Origin of the sequence: Lysobacter arseniciresistens ZS79 (assembly GCF_000768335.1) — a bacterium.
GTDB classification, from domain to species: Bacteria; Pseudomonadota; Gammaproteobacteria; order Xanthomonadales; family Xanthomonadaceae; genus Novilysobacter; species Novilysobacter arseniciresistens.
This window is the reverse complement of record NZ_AVPT01000014.1, coordinates 59,467-74,567: the sequence shown is the minus strand read 5'-3', so window position 1 is coordinate 74,567 and position 15,101 is coordinate 59,467. Positions and strand designations below refer to the sequence as shown.

Below are 15,101 nucleotides of genomic sequence, written 5' to 3'. Positions count from 1 at the left end.
CCCCCGCCACCGCCACCGCCACCGCCACCGCCACCGCCCCCCTCCCGCCTGCGCTGGGCCTGGTGGCTGCTGGCCTGGCTGAGCCTCGGTCTCGGCCTGCTCGGCGTGGTGTTGCCGGGGCTGCCGACCGTCCCGTTCATCCTGCTGTCGGCCTACGCCGCCGCGCGCGGTTCCAGACGCCTGCACGAGCGTCTGCTGCGCGACCCGCGCTTCGGCCCGATGATCGTCGACTGGCACGAGCACGGGGCGGTCTCGCGCCGGGCGAAATGGTTCGCCGTCACGACGATGGCGGCCTGCGCCGTGCTGCTGTGGCTGACCGCGCCGCGCTGGTGGATGGCGGCCATCGGCACCGGCGTGATGGCGGTGGTCGGTACCTGGCTGTGGGCGCGGCCTGAACCGCCGCGCGCCTGAGTTACGCAGCCGCGGGCGCCGCGGCTACACTTTGGCGATGAACGCACGACACGCCTTGCTGTTGATCGCGCTGCCGCTGGCCTTGGCCGGCTGCGGCAACAAGGGCCCGCTGGTGATGCCGGAACCGGCGGTGGAGGAAGCCCCCGCGGCCGACACCGACGCCGATGCCGTGCCGGTCGAGGTCGACGTGCCGGAAACGCTGCCGGCCGACGAGCCGGAAGGCGCGCTGCCGGACCCGACCGCGGCCGACCCGCTGCTCGACGACACCGGTGGTACCGACCCGATGCCGGCGCCGGTCGACCCCGCGCCGGACACCGCCGGTGAGCCGGCGACGGATGCCGACCCGACCGACCCCGCGACCACCGGCGACGACGGGGCCGATCCCGACGGCAATGGCTGAAACCGGCCCCGGCCTGCGCTTCAGCAAGATGCATGGCGCCGGCAACGACTTCGTCGTGCTCGACCTGCGCGGCAACGCGCCACCGCCGTCGCCGGCACTGTGCCGCGCGCTGGCCGACCGCCACACCGGCGTCGGCTGCGACCAGATCCTGACCGTCGGCGACCCGCGCGCCGCCGGTTCCGTCGCCAGCTACGGCATCTGGAACGCCGACGGCTCGCCGTCCGGCCAGTGCGGCAACGGCGCGCGCTGCATCGCCGCGTGGCTGGTCCGCGACGGCGCCGCCACCACGCCTTCGTTCGTGATCGACAGCCCCGCCGGCACCCACGCGGTCGAGCGCGACGGCGACGGTTACCGGGTGGCCATGGGCGTGCCGGAGTTCGAACCCGCGCGCATCCCGCTGCATGGTTTCGACGACGCCCGCGACACCTACGTGGTCGCCGCCGCCGGCGCCATCGTCGGCTTCGGCGCGGTGTCGATGGGCAACCCGCACGCGGTGATCGAGGTCGACGACGTCGCCACCGCCGCGGTCGAGCACCAGGGCCGGTTGCTCCAGCGCAGTGACAACTTCCCCGAGTCGGTCAATGTCGGCTTCGCCCAGGTCGAGTCGCGCGGGCGCATCCGCTTGCGCGTGTACGAGCGCGGCGTCGGCGAGACCCGCGCCTGCGGCAGCGGCGCCTGCGCGGCGGCGGTGGTGCTGATGCGCCGCGGCCGGGTCGACCGCGAGGTCACCGTCGCGCTGCCCGGCGGCGAGCTGCGGATCGCCTGGCCGGGGGACGATGCACCGGTGACGATGGCCGGCCCCGCCAGTTTCGTGTTCGAAGGAGAATGGGTGGCATGACCGAGACGACCGAGAAGCTTGGCGCGCACGAGGTGGCGGCGTGGCTGCGCCGGCACCCGCGCTTCCTGCAGCAGTTCCCCGACCTGTCGCTGACCCTGGTGGTGCCGCGCGACGAGGGCCCGGCGGCGTCGCTGGCCAGCTACCAGCTTGAGGTGCTGCGCGACAAGAACCGCGAGCTCAACCGGCGCCTGCACGAGCTGTTCGGCAACGCCCAGGAGAACGAGCGGCTGGCCGTGCGCACCCACCAGCTGACGCTGGCGCTGATGCGGCAGGACAACGCCGCCGACGTGCTGCGGGCGATGGCCGCGAGCCTGGCCGAGGACTTCGCCGGCGACCGCGTGCGGCTGGTGGTGTTCCGCCCGGTCGACGGGCTGGAGGACGCCGACTGGCTGCAGGTGGTCGACCCGCAGGACGCGCGGCTTGCCCCGTTCCGCGACTGCCTGGCCGACGGCGAACCGCTGTGCGGCCGGCTGCAGCCGGAGAAGAGCGCGTTCCTGTATGGCGACGAGTCCGGCCAGGTGCAGTCCACCGCCCTGCTGCCGTTGCCGGGCACCGGCGTGGTCGCGGTCGGCAGCAGCGACCCGAACCGGTTCTTCCCGGGCATGGGCACGCTGTTCCTGCGGATGATGGGCGAGGCGCTGGAGACCGCGCTGGGGCGTTTCGGGAGCTGAGCCGGCACCGCCGATGACCGCGCCGATCGACGATTTCCTCGCCCACCTCGCCGTCGAGCGGCGGATGTCGGCGCACACGCTCGATGCCTACCGGCGCGACCTCGCGGTGCTGGCGCAGTGGGCAGAGGGGCAGGGCGTCGCCGTTGCCGCGTTGCAGGCCGGACAGCTGCGTGGCTTCGTCGCCGCCGAGCACCGCCGCGGGCTGTCGCCCAAGAGCCTGCAACGCCGACTGTCGGCCTGTCGCAGCTTCTACGGCTGGCTGCTGAAGCAGGGCCGGATCGCGGCCAACCCGGCTGCCGGCATCCGCGGCCCCAAGGCGCCGCGCAAGTTGCCACAGGTGCTGGACCCGGACGAGGCGCAGGCGCTGGTGGAGGTGCCGACCGACGCCCCGCTGGGGCTGCGCGACCGCGCGCTGCTGGAACTGTTCTATTCCTCGGGGCTGCGCCTGAGCGAGTTGTGCGCGCTGCGCTGGCGCGACCTCGACCTGTCCGAAGGGCTGGTCACCGTGCTCGGCAAGGGCGGCAAGCAGCGCAGCGTGCCGGTCGGTTCGCACGCGCGCCGGGCGCTGGCCGAGTGGCGCCGCGAAAGTGGCGCCGCGTCCGAGGCGCCGGTGTTCCCCGGCCGCAACGGACCGATCACCCCCCGCGCGGTGCAGTACCGGCTGCGCCAGCTGGCGCAGCGCCAGGGGCTGTTCAAGCGCGTGCACCCGCACCTGCTGCGGCACAGCTTCGCCAGCCACGTGCTCGAGTCCTCCGGCGACCTGCGCGGCGTGCAGGAGCTGCTCGGCCACGCCGACATCGCCACCACCCAGATCTACACCCACCTCGACTACCAGCACCTGGCCAGGGTCTACGACGCCGCCCATCCGCGGGCGAAGCGGAAGGGCTGAGCGCACTCCCTTGCGTGCCGCGCCGGTCATCCCCATCCATGGGGTTCGACCCCGGAGGCCGCATGGACCCCAGCCACAACCCCCACGTCTTCCACGCCACCACCATCGTCTCGGTGCGTCGCGACGGCCGCGTCGCGGTCGCCGGCGACGGCCAGGTGACCCTCGGCAACACGGTGATGAAGGCCAACGCGCGCAAGATCCGCCGGCTCGGCAAGGACGGCCAGGTGATCGCCGGGTTCGCCGGCGCCGCGGCCGACGCGTTCACCCTGTTCGAGCTGTTCGAGGCCAAGCTGTCCAAGCACGGCCAGCTGACCCGCGCCGCGGTCGAGATGGCCAAGGACTGGCGCACCGAACGCCGGCTCGGGAAGCTCGAGGCGCTGCTCGCGGTCGCCGACAGGGAGACCTCGCTGGTCATCAGCGGCACCGGCGACGTGATCGAACCCGACGACGGCATCATCGCCATCGGTTCCGGCGGCATGTACGCCCTGTCGGCCGCGCGCGCGCTGATGGCGCACACGCAACTGGACGCGAAGACCATGGCGACCGAGGCGATCCGCATCGCCGGCGAGGTCTGCATCTACACCAACGGCAACGTCGTCGTCGAAGAGCTCTGATCAATGGCCAACACACCCGACACTTCCAACGCCACCATGACCCCGCGCGAGATCGTGCAGGCGCTCGACACCCACATCGTCGGCCAGCAGGACGCTAAGCGCGCCGTGGCCATCGCACTGCGCAACCGCTGGCGTCGCAGCCAGCTCGACGACGAGCTGCGCAACGAAGTGATGCCCAAGAACATCCTGATGATCGGCCCGACCGGCGTCGGCAAGACCGAGATCGCGCGACGGCTGGCGACGCTCGCCAACGCGCCGTTCGTGAAGGTCGAGGCCACCCGCTTCACCGAGGTCGGCTACGTCGGCAAGGATGTCGAGCAGATCATCCGCGACCTCGCCGACACCGCGGTCAAGCTGTACCGCGAGCAGGCCAAGCAGAAGGTCCGCACCCAGGCCGAGGAGCGCGCCGAGGACCGCATCCTCGACGCGTTGCTGCCGCGCCGCGAGCGCCAGCCGACCGGCTTCGGCTTCGGTGCGGCCGATGCGAACACCACCACCGTCGACATCGGTGCCGAGCCGTCCGCGCGCGAGTCCGAGACCCGCACCAAGCTGCGCCGCCAGCTGCGCAATGGCGAGCTCGACGACCGCGAGATCGATATCGAGACCGCGGTCAACGTCGGCGTCGACATCATGGCGCCGCCGGGCATGGAGGAGATGGGCCAGCAGCTGCGGCAGATGTTCTCGCAGGTCGCCGGCGGCAAGACCCACAAGCGCACGATGACGATCAAGGCCGCGCGCCCGCAGCTGGTCGAGGAGGAGGCCGGCAAGCTGGTCAACGAGGACGACGTGCGCGAGGCGGCGATCGAGGCCTGCGAGCAGCACGGCATCGTCTTCATCGACGAGATCGACAAGGTCGCCAAGCGCGGCGAGAACGTCGGCGGCGGCGATGTCTCGCGCGAAGGCGTGCAGCGCGACCTGCTGCCGCTGGTGGAAGGCTCGACCGTGTCGACCAAGTACGGCTCGGTGAAGACCGACCACATCCTGTTCATCGCCTCCGGCGCGTTCCACCTGGCCAAGCCGAGCGACCTGATTCCCGAGCTGCAGGGCCGCTTCCCGATCCGGGTCGAGCTGGGCGCGCTGAGCAAGAACGACTTCGTCCGCATCCTGACCGAGCCGAAGGCCGCGCTGACCACCCAGTACGTCGAACTGCTGAAGACCGAGGGCGTGTCGCTGGCGTTCACCGGCGACGCGATCGAGCGCATCGCCGAGATCGCCGCGACCGTCAACGAACGCCAGGAAAACATCGGCGCGCGCCGCCTGCACACCGTGCTCGAGCGCCTGCTCGACACCCTCAGCTACGCCGCCCCGGACCGCGGCGGCGAGTCGGTCACGATCGACCGCGCCTACGTCGACGAGCACCTGGGCGAGCTGGTGGAGGATCCGGACCTGAGCCGGTACATCCTCTGAGGTCGCCGACTCACAGGGCCAGCGACCCCTGGTCAGCGTGCCCCGCCACCGGTCGCACACGGCAGAACGCCAATAGCTCCGTCATGCCGGCGTTCTTGTCACGCCAGTCCTCGAACAGGCTTTCGCCCACCAGCGCGTAATGCCACTGGCGTCCGCCGCGATCGTACGGCGGCAGTTCATTGATCCGGCTGCACCAGGTTACGGCCGCCTTCCGTTTGCGCAGGACGTTGGGGTGGCTGGTCTGCTGTTGGGCCTTGGTCTCGACCATGTACACCGCGTCCGCCGTCCGCACCATGAAGTCCGGGAAGTAGAACGCCGGAAGGCCGTCTTCGCGCACGTAACGCAGGCGGGCGAAGCTGTGCCGGTTCTCGCGCAGCTTGCAGAATGCCTCCACGCCGGTATCCGCCTGGCACCACTCGATGAACGCCCGCTCCAGCCCTCCGCTGCGCGCGGGCCAGCCCTGGCGCGGATAGATGCACTTGGTCACTTCCATCGACGTGCTTTCGCGGACGGTGATGGTGTCCACTTCCGACAGCCGGCGATAGTGCACCTCGGTTCCACCGATGATGCGGCGCTCTTCGGACCGCACCAGTGCGAGACCGAAGACCTTGACGACGTGGTCGATCACCGGCTGCAACAGCAGCAATCGCCAGTTCTCGTTCTCGAACGGCTCGAATGACCCGCGGAACAGGAACTCCCGGATGTAGTCGTCCAGCGCCTGCGCCAGTACCGCGTTGTCGACCTGCCTGTATGGCGTATCCAGATGCTCGGCGACGCGGTTGCCCCGCGGCAGCGGCGCGCTCAGCGCCTGGCCGACGCGACGGGTCAGCCGTGAGAGATATTCGTTGTAGCCGCTGACGTTCATCACGCTGCCTTCGACCCGGTAGTCGCCGAACAGCGTGCTGCTCTGCAGGTCCTGCGACACGAACGTGTCGCCCTTGCCGAGCAGTGCGGCCAGAGCTTCGCGCGACATGTGCGTGAACGGCGGCAGCGCGGCCAGATCGATCGGCAGATGATCCAGGCTTTCGTCGGCCTCCCGCAGGATGAAGGGGATGGCGAAGTCGTAGGGCTCGAAATCCTCGCGCAGGTGCACGGTCAGCAGGTCGCCGATGGTGGATCCGTCGCCGTCGTCCTCGCCGCTGGTGCCGACCAGGCCGTCGCGCATCAGTTCATCGTAGAAGTCCTCGAAACGCGGATGCTCGACGATGGACAGGATATCGATCAGGTTGGTTGGCTCTTCCCCGCGGTTGATCCGCTCCCTGTTCTCGCGTTTGACGTCGTCGAACTCGGGGTCGCGCCACATCAGGCGCAGGCCACGCCCGATGGTCTGTTCCAGCAGGATCTGCGCGCCGCTGGCACGCAGCGGCACGATCACGCAGATGTTGTTGACGTCGAAGCCCTCGCGCAGCATCAGCACGCTGACGATCACGCGCGGCCGGGCGTGGTGGTCGACGTCGAATAGCCGCTGGCGCAGCGGCGCCCAGTCTTTCTCTCCAAGCTCGGCCTTCTTCCCCGAGTCAACGGCCAGCACGTCGTCCTCGTTCAGGCCCTCGTCGAGGAGGAACTCGGCGACCAGCGGAGTGACCTTGGTGTCCTCGCAGACCACCAGCATTTTGGGGTGTCGCGCCGGATCGATCGTGGCGAAGTCGCGCTCCAGCCGACGCAGCTTGTGCAGGCCGGCGCGCAGCATGACGCGCTGGCCCTCCGACAGGCGCAGGGTGCCGTCGTCATCGCGCTCGGCCTTGAACTCCAGAGCCTCCAGCGGCATTGCGCCGACCTCGCGGCGCTTGTCCAGCACCAGCGACTTCACCAGCCCGGCGCGCATCGCCGCCGGAAGGTCGAAGTCCACCACGATGTGCGGAAACCAGACCTTGGTGCCGGTGGCGTTGCGCCCCCGGCCGGCGCGCTCGTTGTAGGGCGTGGCCGAGAAATCCACCTGCACAAAACGGCGTCCCTTGCCTTCGGCGATCCGCGTCAGACTCTTCTGCCACTCCACTTCGTCGGCTTCGCCGTCCTTTTTCAGGTCATGGATGTGGTGCGCTTCGTCGTTGAAGACCAGCAGGTCGGGCAAGGACTGCAGGAACGCGATCACGCGGCCCCGGGCCCAGCGGTTGTCCAGCACGTCCAGGCTGTTGCCGGTGGCGCGGCCCGGCACGACCGGCAGCACCTGGCGCACCACGTCGTGCGCCTCGGGCGTGATGCCGGCAGCCTCCATCTGTTCTTCTTCCGCCTCGGCTTCGGCGAGTTCGTCGCCGGTCTCCTGCAGCAGGTGCCAGTTGGTGACCGCGACCATGCCGTTGCCGGTGGCTTTCAGGCCGATGTCCTGCTTGGCGCAGAAATTGCCCTGCACGAACTGGCGGACCCGGTCGCGGTACGCCGGCGGCACGAACAGTTCGGCATAGCGCTCGGTGTCCGAGGTGGAGAAGTCACGGCCGCCGCTTTCACGCTCCTTGCCGATGAAGGCATCCAGCAAGCGCTCGTAGACGATCAGGCCCGGGGCGACGATCAGGAACCGGCGGGTGAAGCGCGGGTCGTCGATGCCCTGGTCCTGTGCCGTGGTCCGGTTGAGCATCTGCCACACCAGCAGTGCCTGCAGCACCCAGGTCTTGCCCGTGCCGGTGGCCATTTTCAGGCAGTACTTGGGGTGTGCGTGCTTCGGTTTGGAAAGCTCCGCCAAACGGTCGCCCGTGAGCAGGGCTTCGGCACAGACCTGCTCGTACAGGAGCTTGAGGTCGAGCGTGCCCAGCACCTCGTGGGCGACGATGGTGTTGAGGATTGCCTGTCGCTGGCCCGGGTGGAAGTTGAATGCGCGGGTCTGGCAGGCATCCTCGCCGAACCACCAGTGCAGCAACTCGGCCGTGGTCGGTGTGACCAGGTCAAAAAGATCCGCGGTACCGGATTCGAGGCCGCTGCAGAGCTGGTCGGTACGCCGGGTCAGTGTCTTGGCGAGGATCAGCGGGTCGTCGACGGGCTTCTCGCTCACGGCGTCGGCTCCGCGACCGTCTTGACCACCTCGGCTTCGAAGCCGAACACGTCCACCACGCGCACGCAGATGCGTCGTTCGCCGGCCTTGCGCGGCACGCTGAAGCCGGCGCGGTCCACCACCCGCAGGGCGTCGTCGTCATTGGCGGTGTTGCCGCGGTAGTCCTGCCAGACCGAGCGGAACACCTGGCCGTCGTAGTCGGGGTCCACCGCCCAGTATTCGATCAGCGCGAGCGGCTCGGCGTTCATGACCTTGTGCAGCTTCCGGCGGTTGTCCTCGTCGAGGTTGATCGCCTCGGGCGACAGCAGGACGTAGTTGTCGAGCGTCACTTCGATGCGCTCGTTGCCGTCGGCCGCGGGCTGGCGCGTGGCGGATTTCAGCGTCACGTACTGCAGGCTGGCGAAGCGCACCTGTCCGCGCAGCTTCTCGATGCCGCCCTTCTTGCGCATGCGGTCGAGCAGGTCGGGCGGAATCACCAGCACTTCCAGCCGGTCATCGTTGAGCGCGGCGATGCTCTGGCCGATGCTGGGTTCGAAGTTCCAGCCCAGCACCACCACACGGTCCCAGCCGCCGAGCAGGTTGTCGCGCTGGGCGATCGCTTTCTTCAGCGTCGCGTCCCCGGTGAGCTTGCCGGGCGAGTCCACCAGCACCAGCGTCTTCCTGCCACCGAAGGCGATGCTGCCGAGGTTGCGCAGCGGGTTGTCTTCCGGCGCAAGTGGCAATGCGCCGAACAGCGACAGCACGATCGCCGACAGGTCGCCGACGCGGTAGTTGCGGCCGAAGTGGGTCTTGGCGGTCTCGACGTGGTAGTCGCCGATGGCCTGGTACAGGAACGGCTTGGCGCCCTGGTCGATCAGGCGCTTGCGCATGATCATGCAGGCGGGCTTGCCGATGTCGCTGGTGATCCAGCGGCGGCCGAGTTTTTCGGCGACCGCGGCGGTAGTGCCGGAGCCGCCGAAGAAGTCAGCGATGATGGAGTCCTCATTGGAGGAGGCGGCGATGATGCGTGAGAGGAGCTTTTCTGGTTTTTGTGTGTCGTAGCCTACGGACTCATTGAGAATCGGCGAGTTTGCCGACATCGAAGGGCAATCAGTCCACACGCTGCCTACCAGCCTGCCCTCGTCGGCATAGTAGATGTAGCTCTTTCCATTGACGATGCGTTCGCGATATCGCCTGCCATCAGCATTTATCTTGTTGAAATGCATAGCCAGACTTGTCTCGGCGAAGGGTTCCCTGAGTTCGTCTGCCTCGTGGTTGAAAATTAGGTTTCCGGATCTTGAGTAGCACAAGATGTCGTTGTGCTGATTGCTCCACTCTTGACGACCTTTCGCGCCCGTCCCGAGTTGCCACACAAGGCAGCCATTCAAGTTGTTCTTTCCGAACAACTCATCCATCACGGCTTTCACGTAATGACTCACGTGATAGTCGAGATGCACGTAGATCGCTCCCGTTTTGGTAAGTAGTTCCCGCATCAACACCAACCGCGGCACGATCATCCGCAGGTACGACGCGGTCCCTTCCGACCATGTATCCGAGTACGCAAACTGCTCGATGACCGTCGGCCGCTGCTCGATCTCCACGCCGGGCAGCTGCACCTTGGTCCGGTAATCGGCCTTCGAGTCGAACGGTGGGTCGATGTAGATCAGGTCGACCTCGCCGCGCAGGCTCGGCGTGTCCTCGTCGCCGGCCAGCAGCGCGGCGATCGCCAGCAGGTTGTCGCCGTAGACGAGGCGGTTGGTCCAGCCGTCGCCACTGCCTTCGCCCATCCGCGCGGCGCGTTGTGCCTGCGCGATCCAGTCCGCCGCGGCGACATCCTTCGATGGCAGCACCCACTCCCGCGTCTGCAGTCGCACCCGACGCCGGCTCTCCAGTCCCTCGAGGATGCGCTCGGCCTGCTGCCGGCCTTCCCTGACGATGACGGGCAGTTCTTCCAGCAGGGATTTGGGCATGACGGGTTCACAGTGGCCTTCGGCTCCCAAGTCGGACTTGCTATCAAAGGCAAGGGCAACTTGGAAGATCGGGCCGATCGTGTCCCTACCGTCGCGGGATGGACATGCAGCAGCGACGAACGGCCTTTTCCAAGCGCTTCAACAGCGCGCTGCAGAAGGGCGGCAAAGCCGGGCTCAGCGATGGCGAAATCGTCAAACTGCTTGCCCGGCAGGGCGTGGCCGTGACCAGCCAGTCGGTATCCAACTGGCGCAACGCGAAGCACATGCCGAAGCTCGAGCAGATCGAGGGCGTGGCACGCATGCTGGGCGTCGATGCGGGTGAGCTGGCTTTCGGCAAGCCCCGCGCGGCCGAGCCCATGGCGGTCTATCACGCCAGGAACGATGATCAGGCAATGCTCGAAGGCATGGCCCTGCTGGGTGACGACGCGCGCGAGGTTCTGCGCCAGCTGATCGTCGTGCTGGGCACGCGCGGGCCGAGGCCCGGCCGACGCAAGGCGGCGCGCCGCGTCTAGGTCCGCTCCACACGGCACCGGTGCGATAATCCGCCCCATGAGCGACCAGACCCCGCGCCACGACGCCCCCGCCACCACCCACTTCGGTTTCCGCGACGTCCCCACCGGGGACAAGCAGAAGCTGGTCGGGCAGGTGTTCTCCTCGGTCGCGGGCAGCTACGACCTGATGAACGACCTGATGTCGCTGGGCATCCATCGCGCGTGGAAGCGCTACTTCGTCGCGACCGCGCAGGTGCGCCCGGGCGACCGGGTGCTCGACCTCGCCGGCGGCACCGGCGACATCGCGCGGCTGCTGCGTGGGCGCGTCGGCGACACCGGCTCGATCGTGCTGGGCGACATCAACGGCGACATGCTGCGGGTCGGTCGCGACCGCATGCTCGACCGCGGCCAGGTGGGCGGCTTCGAGTACGTGCAGATGAACGCCGAGGCGCTGCCGTTCCCGGATGCGAGCTTCGACCTGGTCACGATCGCGTTCGGCCTGCGCAACGTCACCGACAAGGACGCCGCGCTGCGCGAGATGCAGCGCGTGCTCAAGGTCGGCGGGCAGGCGCGGGTGCTGGAGTTCTCCGAGGTCACCCAGGACTGGTTCAAGCCGATCTACGACTTCCATTCGTTCAAGATCCTGCCGCGGCTCGGCAAATTGTTCGCGAACGATGCCGACAGCTACCAGTACCTCGCCGAGAGCATCCGCAAGCACCCGCCGCAGGACCAGCTGAAGGCGATGATGGAAGCGGCCGGGTTCGCGCGCTGCAGCTACCGCAACCTGTCGGCCGGCATCGTCGCGATCCACACCGGCTACAAGGCCTGACGCCGCCAGACGCGGCACTTCGCCGCCCTGCGGCGGCGGCGCTACACTCGACGGCTCACCCGTAACCGTGGGCCCGATATGCGTTCATCGATCCTGACCCTGTGCCTGGTCGGCGCCACCGCGCTGGCCGGCTGCTCGCGCGAGTCCGCGCCGCCCGCCGACCCCGCCGCCACGCCGGAAGGCACGCCGGCGGCCGAGCAGCCCGTCGCGCACTTCGACCAGCACTCCTACGCCGAGCCGGGCAAGGTCCGCATCGAGGACCTCGCGCTGGAACTGGCGCTCGACTTCGAGCAGAAGCAGCTCGCCGGTAGCGCGACCTACACCCTCGACTGGGTCGACCCGGAGGCCACCCAACTGGTCCTCGACACCCGCGACCTGACCATCGAGAAGGTCGTCGGCGAGCGCGAGGACGGCAAGTGGGTCGACCTCAAGTACACCCTGGCCGAGCCGCAGCCGCCGCTGGGCAGCAAGCTCACCATCGAAGCGCCGCAGCGCAGCGAGCGCATCCGCGTCAGCTACCACACCGCGCCGGAAGCGTCCGGCCTGCAGTGGCTGACCCCGGCGATGACCGAGGGCGGCAAGCAGCCCTTCATGTTCAGCCAGTCGCAGCAGATCCACGCGCGTTCGTGGGTGCCGCTGCAGGACACGCCGCAGGTGCGCTTCACCTACACCGCGCACGTGACCAGCCCCGAGGACGTGATGGTGCTGATGAGCGCCGACAACGACCCCGAGGCCGAGCGTGACGGCGACTACAGCTTCGAGATGCCGCAGCCGATCCCGTCCTACCTGCTGGCGATCGCCGCCGGCGACCTGGTGTTCGAACCGATCAGCGACCGCAGCGGCGTGTGGGCCGAGCCGGCGATGGTCGAAAAGGCTGCCGCCGAGTTCGCCGACACCGAGAAGATGATCGAGGTCACCGAGGAGCTGTACGGCCCGTACCGCTGGGGCCGCTACGACATGCTGGTGCTGCCGCCGTCGTTCCCGTACGGCGGCATGGAGAACCCGCGCCTAAGCTTCATCACCCCGACCGTGATCGTCGGCGACAAGTCGCTGGTGTCGCTGATCGCGCACGAACTGGCGCACAGCTGGTCGGGCAACCTGGTCACCTTCGTCACGCCCAACCACGGCTGGCTCAACGAAGGCGTGACCAGCTACGTCGAGAACCGCATCGTCGAGGAGTTGTACGGCAAGGAACGCGCCGACATGGAGACCGCGATCGCCCGCAACGCGCTGCGCGAGGGCATCGACGCCATGTCGGCGCCGGCGCAGTCGCTGGCGATCCGCCCAGGCGTGGAGCCGGCGGTGGACGCCGACGGCAGCGAGGTCGCGTACGACAAGGGCGCATGGTTCCTGTCGTTCCTGGAGCAGCGTTTCGGCCGCGACGTGTTCGACCCGTTCCTGCGCGGCTACTTCGACCACTTCGCCTTCCAGGGCATCGACAGCCAGACCTTCATTGACTACGCGAAGGACAACCTGCTGGCCAGGCACCCCGGCAAGGTCACCGAGGCCGAGCTGGAGCAGTGGATCTACGAGCCCGGCATCCCCGACTCGGCGCCGGAAGTCACCTCGCCGCGCTTCGATGCGGTCGACGCCGCGCGCAAGGCGTGGCTGGACGGCGGCGAGATGCCGTCCAAGTCGGCCACCGATGCGTGGACCACGCAGGAGTGGGTGCACTTCGTCGAAGGCATGCCGCAGACGCTGTCGGCCGAACAGCTGGCCGCGCTCGACGAGGCGTATGCCTTCACCGGCACCGCCAACGGCGAGATCGCCCAGCGCTGGTATCCGCTGGCCGTGCGCAGCGGCTACGGCGAGGCGAACGAGGCGATTGCCGAATTCCTCGAGCGCGTTGGCCGTCGCAAGCTGATCATGCCGACCTACGCCGAGCTGGTGAAGACGCCGGAAGGCCTCGCGCTGGCGGAGCAGGTGCTGGCCGACGCACGCGCCGGTTACCACCCGATCACCACCGGCTCGGTCGAGGCGGTGATCGCCAAGGCGAAGGGCGAGGAAGCGGCTGCGCAGGCCGACTGATCCCGTCGCGATGCAGCACCGACGTGGCCGCCTCCGGGCGGCCGCGTTGTTTGTCATTCGCGTTTTGTCCGCAATCCTGCGCGGCCGCATCTGTAGGAGCGACGTGAGTCGCGACCCACTGACCCTTGTTCCCGCTTCGATCGACGCGATGTGCCGGTCGCGCGACCGGGCAGCGCGTTGTACGCCGCGCCACGGTTGCCAATGGGTCGCGACTCACGTCGCTCCTACGCCAACGACGCCGCCGTCGGGGGACAATGGCCCGGCCCATCTCCGAGGAAACCGTCCGATGAAGATCCATGTCGCGTTGCTCTGCGCCGCCCTGGCGCTCGCCGCCTGCCAGCCCGCCGCCGGCCCCGAGGCGCAGCGCGCCCAGCAGGCCGCCGCGCGTGAACAGGCCGCCGCGGCAATGGCGGCGCAGTTCGACGAGCAGTTCGCGGCCGGCAACTGGCGCCTCGCCAAGGCCCACGGCGACGTGCTGCTGGCCGAGTACCCCGACAGCGAAGCGGCCGCGCGGATCGAGGCGCAGCACGCCGAGGCCAGCGCCAAGGCCAATGAGGAAAGCGAGGCGGCGCGGATGGAGGCGCTGTGGACCTACCAGAGCGAACCGGTCGGCGCGGAGCAGCAGCTGTCGGCGGCGATCTACGCCAAGGAGAACGTCGAGACCGACGGCGCCACCCCGCGCCCGGTGCGGCTGATCTTCCGCGACCACCCGGAGTGGGGCGACAGCGCCTACCTGACGCTGGAGGCCGGCGACTTCGACTGCTACGGCGGCTGCAAGGTCACCGTCACCGTCGACGACACCGAACCGCGGAAGATGGACGCCAGTCGCCCCGACACCGACGAGGCGATCGCGATGTTCATCGAGGACGAGGCCGCGCTGTGGAAGTTCGCCGGCGAGGCGACGGTGTTGTCGGTCGAGTTCCCGGTGAAGGCCGGTGGCACCCGCACCGCGGTGTTCGAGACCGGTGGCCTGCAGCCGTCGAAATTGCCCGACTGGAATTGAGCCGGGTACGTCCATTTGGCGGCCGCGGCTGAAGTCGATCCCACAGCCCGCCATCACGTCGCGACACGCCCGCAGGCGTAGGCTCGTACGCCCGCCTGCGGAGGACGCCGACATGCTCGCGCCACGCCTGCACCACTTCCTCGACGACCGCCACGTGCCGTACGAGACCCTCACCCACGACCGCACCATCACCGCCCAGGAGACCGCCAACGCCGCGCAGATCGGCAGCCGCCACTTCGCCAAGACCGTCATGGTCAAGGTCGACGGAAAGCTGGCGATGGTGGTGATGCCGGCCGCCTACCGCACCGACATGGCGCGGCTGTCACGCGCGCTGGACGGCGCGACGGTCGAGCTGGCGGGCGAGGACGAGTTCCGCAATGCCTTCCCCGACTGTGAGCTCGGCGCGATGCCGCCGTTCGGCAACCTCTACGGCATCCCGGTCCACGCCGACGCGCGGCTGGCGGGCGAGGAGACGATCGCCTTCAACGCCGGCACCCACACCGACCTGGTGCGGATGCCCTGCGCCGAGTTCGAGCGGCTCGCCCAGCCGCGCATGCTGCACCTGGCCCAGGTGATGTGAGCCGGCGC

At 68.8% G+C, this 15,101-nt stretch carries 14 protein-coding genes; 12 read left to right on the top strand and 2 right to left on the bottom strand.

Translation table 11 applies throughout. The features are described 5' to 3' along the window. The first annotated feature begins 48 nt into the window (after positions 1 to 48). From N799_RS08870 to hslU, 7 genes are all read left to right on the top strand, one after another. Positions 49 to 411, top strand: coding sequence for a YbaN family protein (locus N799_RS08870; RefSeq protein ID WP_036211007.1), 363 nt, complete (start codon positions 49 to 51; stop codon positions 409 to 411). A 37-nt stretch (positions 412 to 448) separates the two neighbouring features. Next, the gene (gene lptM, locus N799_RS15975; RefSeq protein ID WP_036211003.1) at positions 449 to 811 is read left to right on the top strand and encodes an LPS translocon maturation chaperone LptM; all 363 of its coding nucleotides are present in this window, start codon (positions 449 to 451) and stop codon (positions 809 to 811) included. After that, complete coding sequence (dapF, locus tag N799_RS08860) at positions 804 to 1,649, top strand: diaminopimelate epimerase (RefSeq protein WP_036211000.1); 846 nt, start codon at positions 804 to 806, stop codon at positions 1,647 to 1,649. The genes lptM and dapF overlap by 8 nt, the downstream gene beginning before the upstream one ends. Next, on the top strand, positions 1,646 to 2,320 hold the full coding sequence (locus tag N799_RS08855) for a DUF484 family protein (protein WP_036211069.1): 675 nt from the start codon (positions 1,646 to 1,648) through the stop codon (positions 2,318 to 2,320). The genes dapF and N799_RS08855 overlap by 4 nt, the downstream gene beginning before the upstream one ends. Before the next feature lie 13 nt (positions 2,321 to 2,333). Continuing rightward, positions 2,334 to 3,209, top strand: coding sequence for a tyrosine recombinase XerC (xerC, locus tag N799_RS08850; protein ID WP_036210998.1), 876 nt, complete (start codon positions 2,334 to 2,336; stop codon positions 3,207 to 3,209). 62 nt (positions 3,210 to 3,271) lie between these two features. After that, positions 3,272 to 3,823, top strand: a complete 552-nt coding sequence (gene hslV / locus N799_RS08845) for an ATP-dependent protease subunit HslV (protein WP_036210994.1) — start codon at positions 3,272 to 3,274, stop codon at positions 3,821 to 3,823. Between the two features lie 3 nt (positions 3,824 to 3,826). Continuing rightward, positions 3,827 to 5,230: an ATP-dependent protease ATPase subunit HslU gene (gene hslU, locus N799_RS08840; protein WP_081974860.1), complete on the top strand. Its 1,404-nt coding sequence runs from the start codon at positions 3,827 to 3,829 to the stop codon at positions 5,228 to 5,230. Between the two features lie 10 nt (positions 5,231 to 5,240). Here the strand turns inward: hslU and N799_RS08835 are convergent, their stop codons facing one another. Beyond that, positions 5,241 to 8,213 carry a DEAD/DEAH box helicase family protein gene (locus tag N799_RS08835; protein ID WP_036210989.1) on the bottom strand — a complete coding sequence of 991 codons (2,973 nt, stop codon included), beginning with the start codon at positions 8,211 to 8,213 and terminating at the stop codon, positions 5,241 to 5,243. Beyond that, positions 8,210 to 10,162: a DNA methyltransferase gene (locus N799_RS08830; RefSeq protein WP_036210986.1), complete on the bottom strand. Its 1,953-nt coding sequence runs from the start codon at positions 10,160 to 10,162 to the stop codon at positions 8,210 to 8,212. Before N799_RS08830 ends, N799_RS08835 begins: the two co-directional genes overlap by 4 nt. Positions 10,163 to 10,260: 98 nt before the next feature. On the opposite strand from N799_RS08830, the gene N799_RS08825 reads away from it, so the two are divergent. The 5 genes from N799_RS08825 (at position 10,261) to N799_RS08805 (ending at position 15,093) form a co-directional block, all read left to right on the top strand. Continuing rightward, complete coding sequence (locus N799_RS08825) at positions 10,261 to 10,674, top strand: hypothetical protein (RefSeq protein WP_036210983.1); 414 nt, start codon at positions 10,261 to 10,263, stop codon at positions 10,672 to 10,674. 37 nt (positions 10,675 to 10,711) lie between these two features. After that, the gene (gene ubiE / locus N799_RS08820) at positions 10,712 to 11,482 is read left to right on the top strand and encodes a bifunctional demethylmenaquinone methyltransferase/2-methoxy-6-polyprenyl-1,4-benzoquinol methylase UbiE (protein ID WP_036210980.1); all 771 of its coding nucleotides are present in this window, start codon (positions 10,712 to 10,714) and stop codon (positions 11,480 to 11,482) included. A 78-nt stretch (positions 11,483 to 11,560) separates the two neighbouring features. Next, positions 11,561 to 13,510, top strand: a complete 1,950-nt coding sequence (locus N799_RS08815) for a M1 family metallopeptidase (protein WP_036210977.1) — start codon at positions 11,561 to 11,563, stop codon at positions 13,508 to 13,510. A 286-nt stretch (positions 13,511 to 13,796) separates the two neighbouring features. Next, a complete protein-coding gene (locus N799_RS08810; RefSeq protein ID WP_036210974.1) occupies positions 13,797 to 14,513 on the top strand; it encodes a hypothetical protein in 717 nt (238 codons plus the stop codon). A 112-nt stretch (positions 14,514 to 14,625) separates the two neighbouring features. Beyond that, the gene (locus N799_RS08805; protein ID WP_036210971.1) at positions 14,626 to 15,093 is read left to right on the top strand and encodes an aminoacyl-tRNA deacylase; all 468 of its coding nucleotides are present in this window, start codon (positions 14,626 to 14,628) and stop codon (positions 15,091 to 15,093) included. Positions 15,094 to 15,101: the final 8 nt, after the last annotated feature.

Bases quoted from the DNA above. Each gene is read 5' to 3' on its own strand.
- ubiE (WP_036210980.1), top strand. From the start codon at position 10,712: ATGAGCGACCAGACCCCGCGCCACGACGCCCCCGCCACCACCCACTTC.
- hslU (WP_081974860.1), top strand. From the start codon at position 3,827: ATGGCCAACACACCCGACACTTCCAACGCCACCATGACCCCGCGCGAG.
- hslV (WP_036210994.1), top strand. From the start codon at position 3,272: ATGGACCCCAGCCACAACCCCCACGTCTTCCACGCCACCACCATCGTC.
- N799_RS08815 (WP_036210977.1), top strand. From the start codon at position 11,561: ATGCGTTCATCGATCCTGACCCTGTGCCTGGTCGGCGCCACCGCGCTG.
- N799_RS08805 (WP_036210971.1), top strand. From the start codon at position 14,626: ATGCTCGCGCCACGCCTGCACCACTTCCTCGACGACCGCCACGTGCCG.
- N799_RS08830 (WP_036210986.1), bottom strand. From the start codon at position 10,162: ATGCCCAAATCCCTGCTGGAAGAACTGCCCGTCATCGTCAGGGAAGGC.
- N799_RS08855 (WP_036211069.1), top strand. From the start codon at position 1,646: ATGACCGAGACGACCGAGAAGCTTGGCGCGCACGAGGTGGCGGCGTGG.
- dapF (WP_036211000.1), top strand. From the start codon at position 804: ATGGCTGAAACCGGCCCCGGCCTGCGCTTCAGCAAGATGCATGGCGCC.
- N799_RS08825 (WP_036210983.1), top strand. From the start codon at position 10,261: ATGGACATGCAGCAGCGACGAACGGCCTTTTCCAAGCGCTTCAACAGC.
- lptM (WP_036211003.1), top strand. From the start codon at position 449: ATGAACGCACGACACGCCTTGCTGTTGATCGCGCTGCCGCTGGCCTTG.
- N799_RS08810 (WP_036210974.1), top strand. From the start codon at position 13,797: ATGAAGATCCATGTCGCGTTGCTCTGCGCCGCCCTGGCGCTCGCCGCC.
- xerC (WP_036210998.1), top strand. From the start codon at position 2,334: ATGACCGCGCCGATCGACGATTTCCTCGCCCACCTCGCCGTCGAGCGG.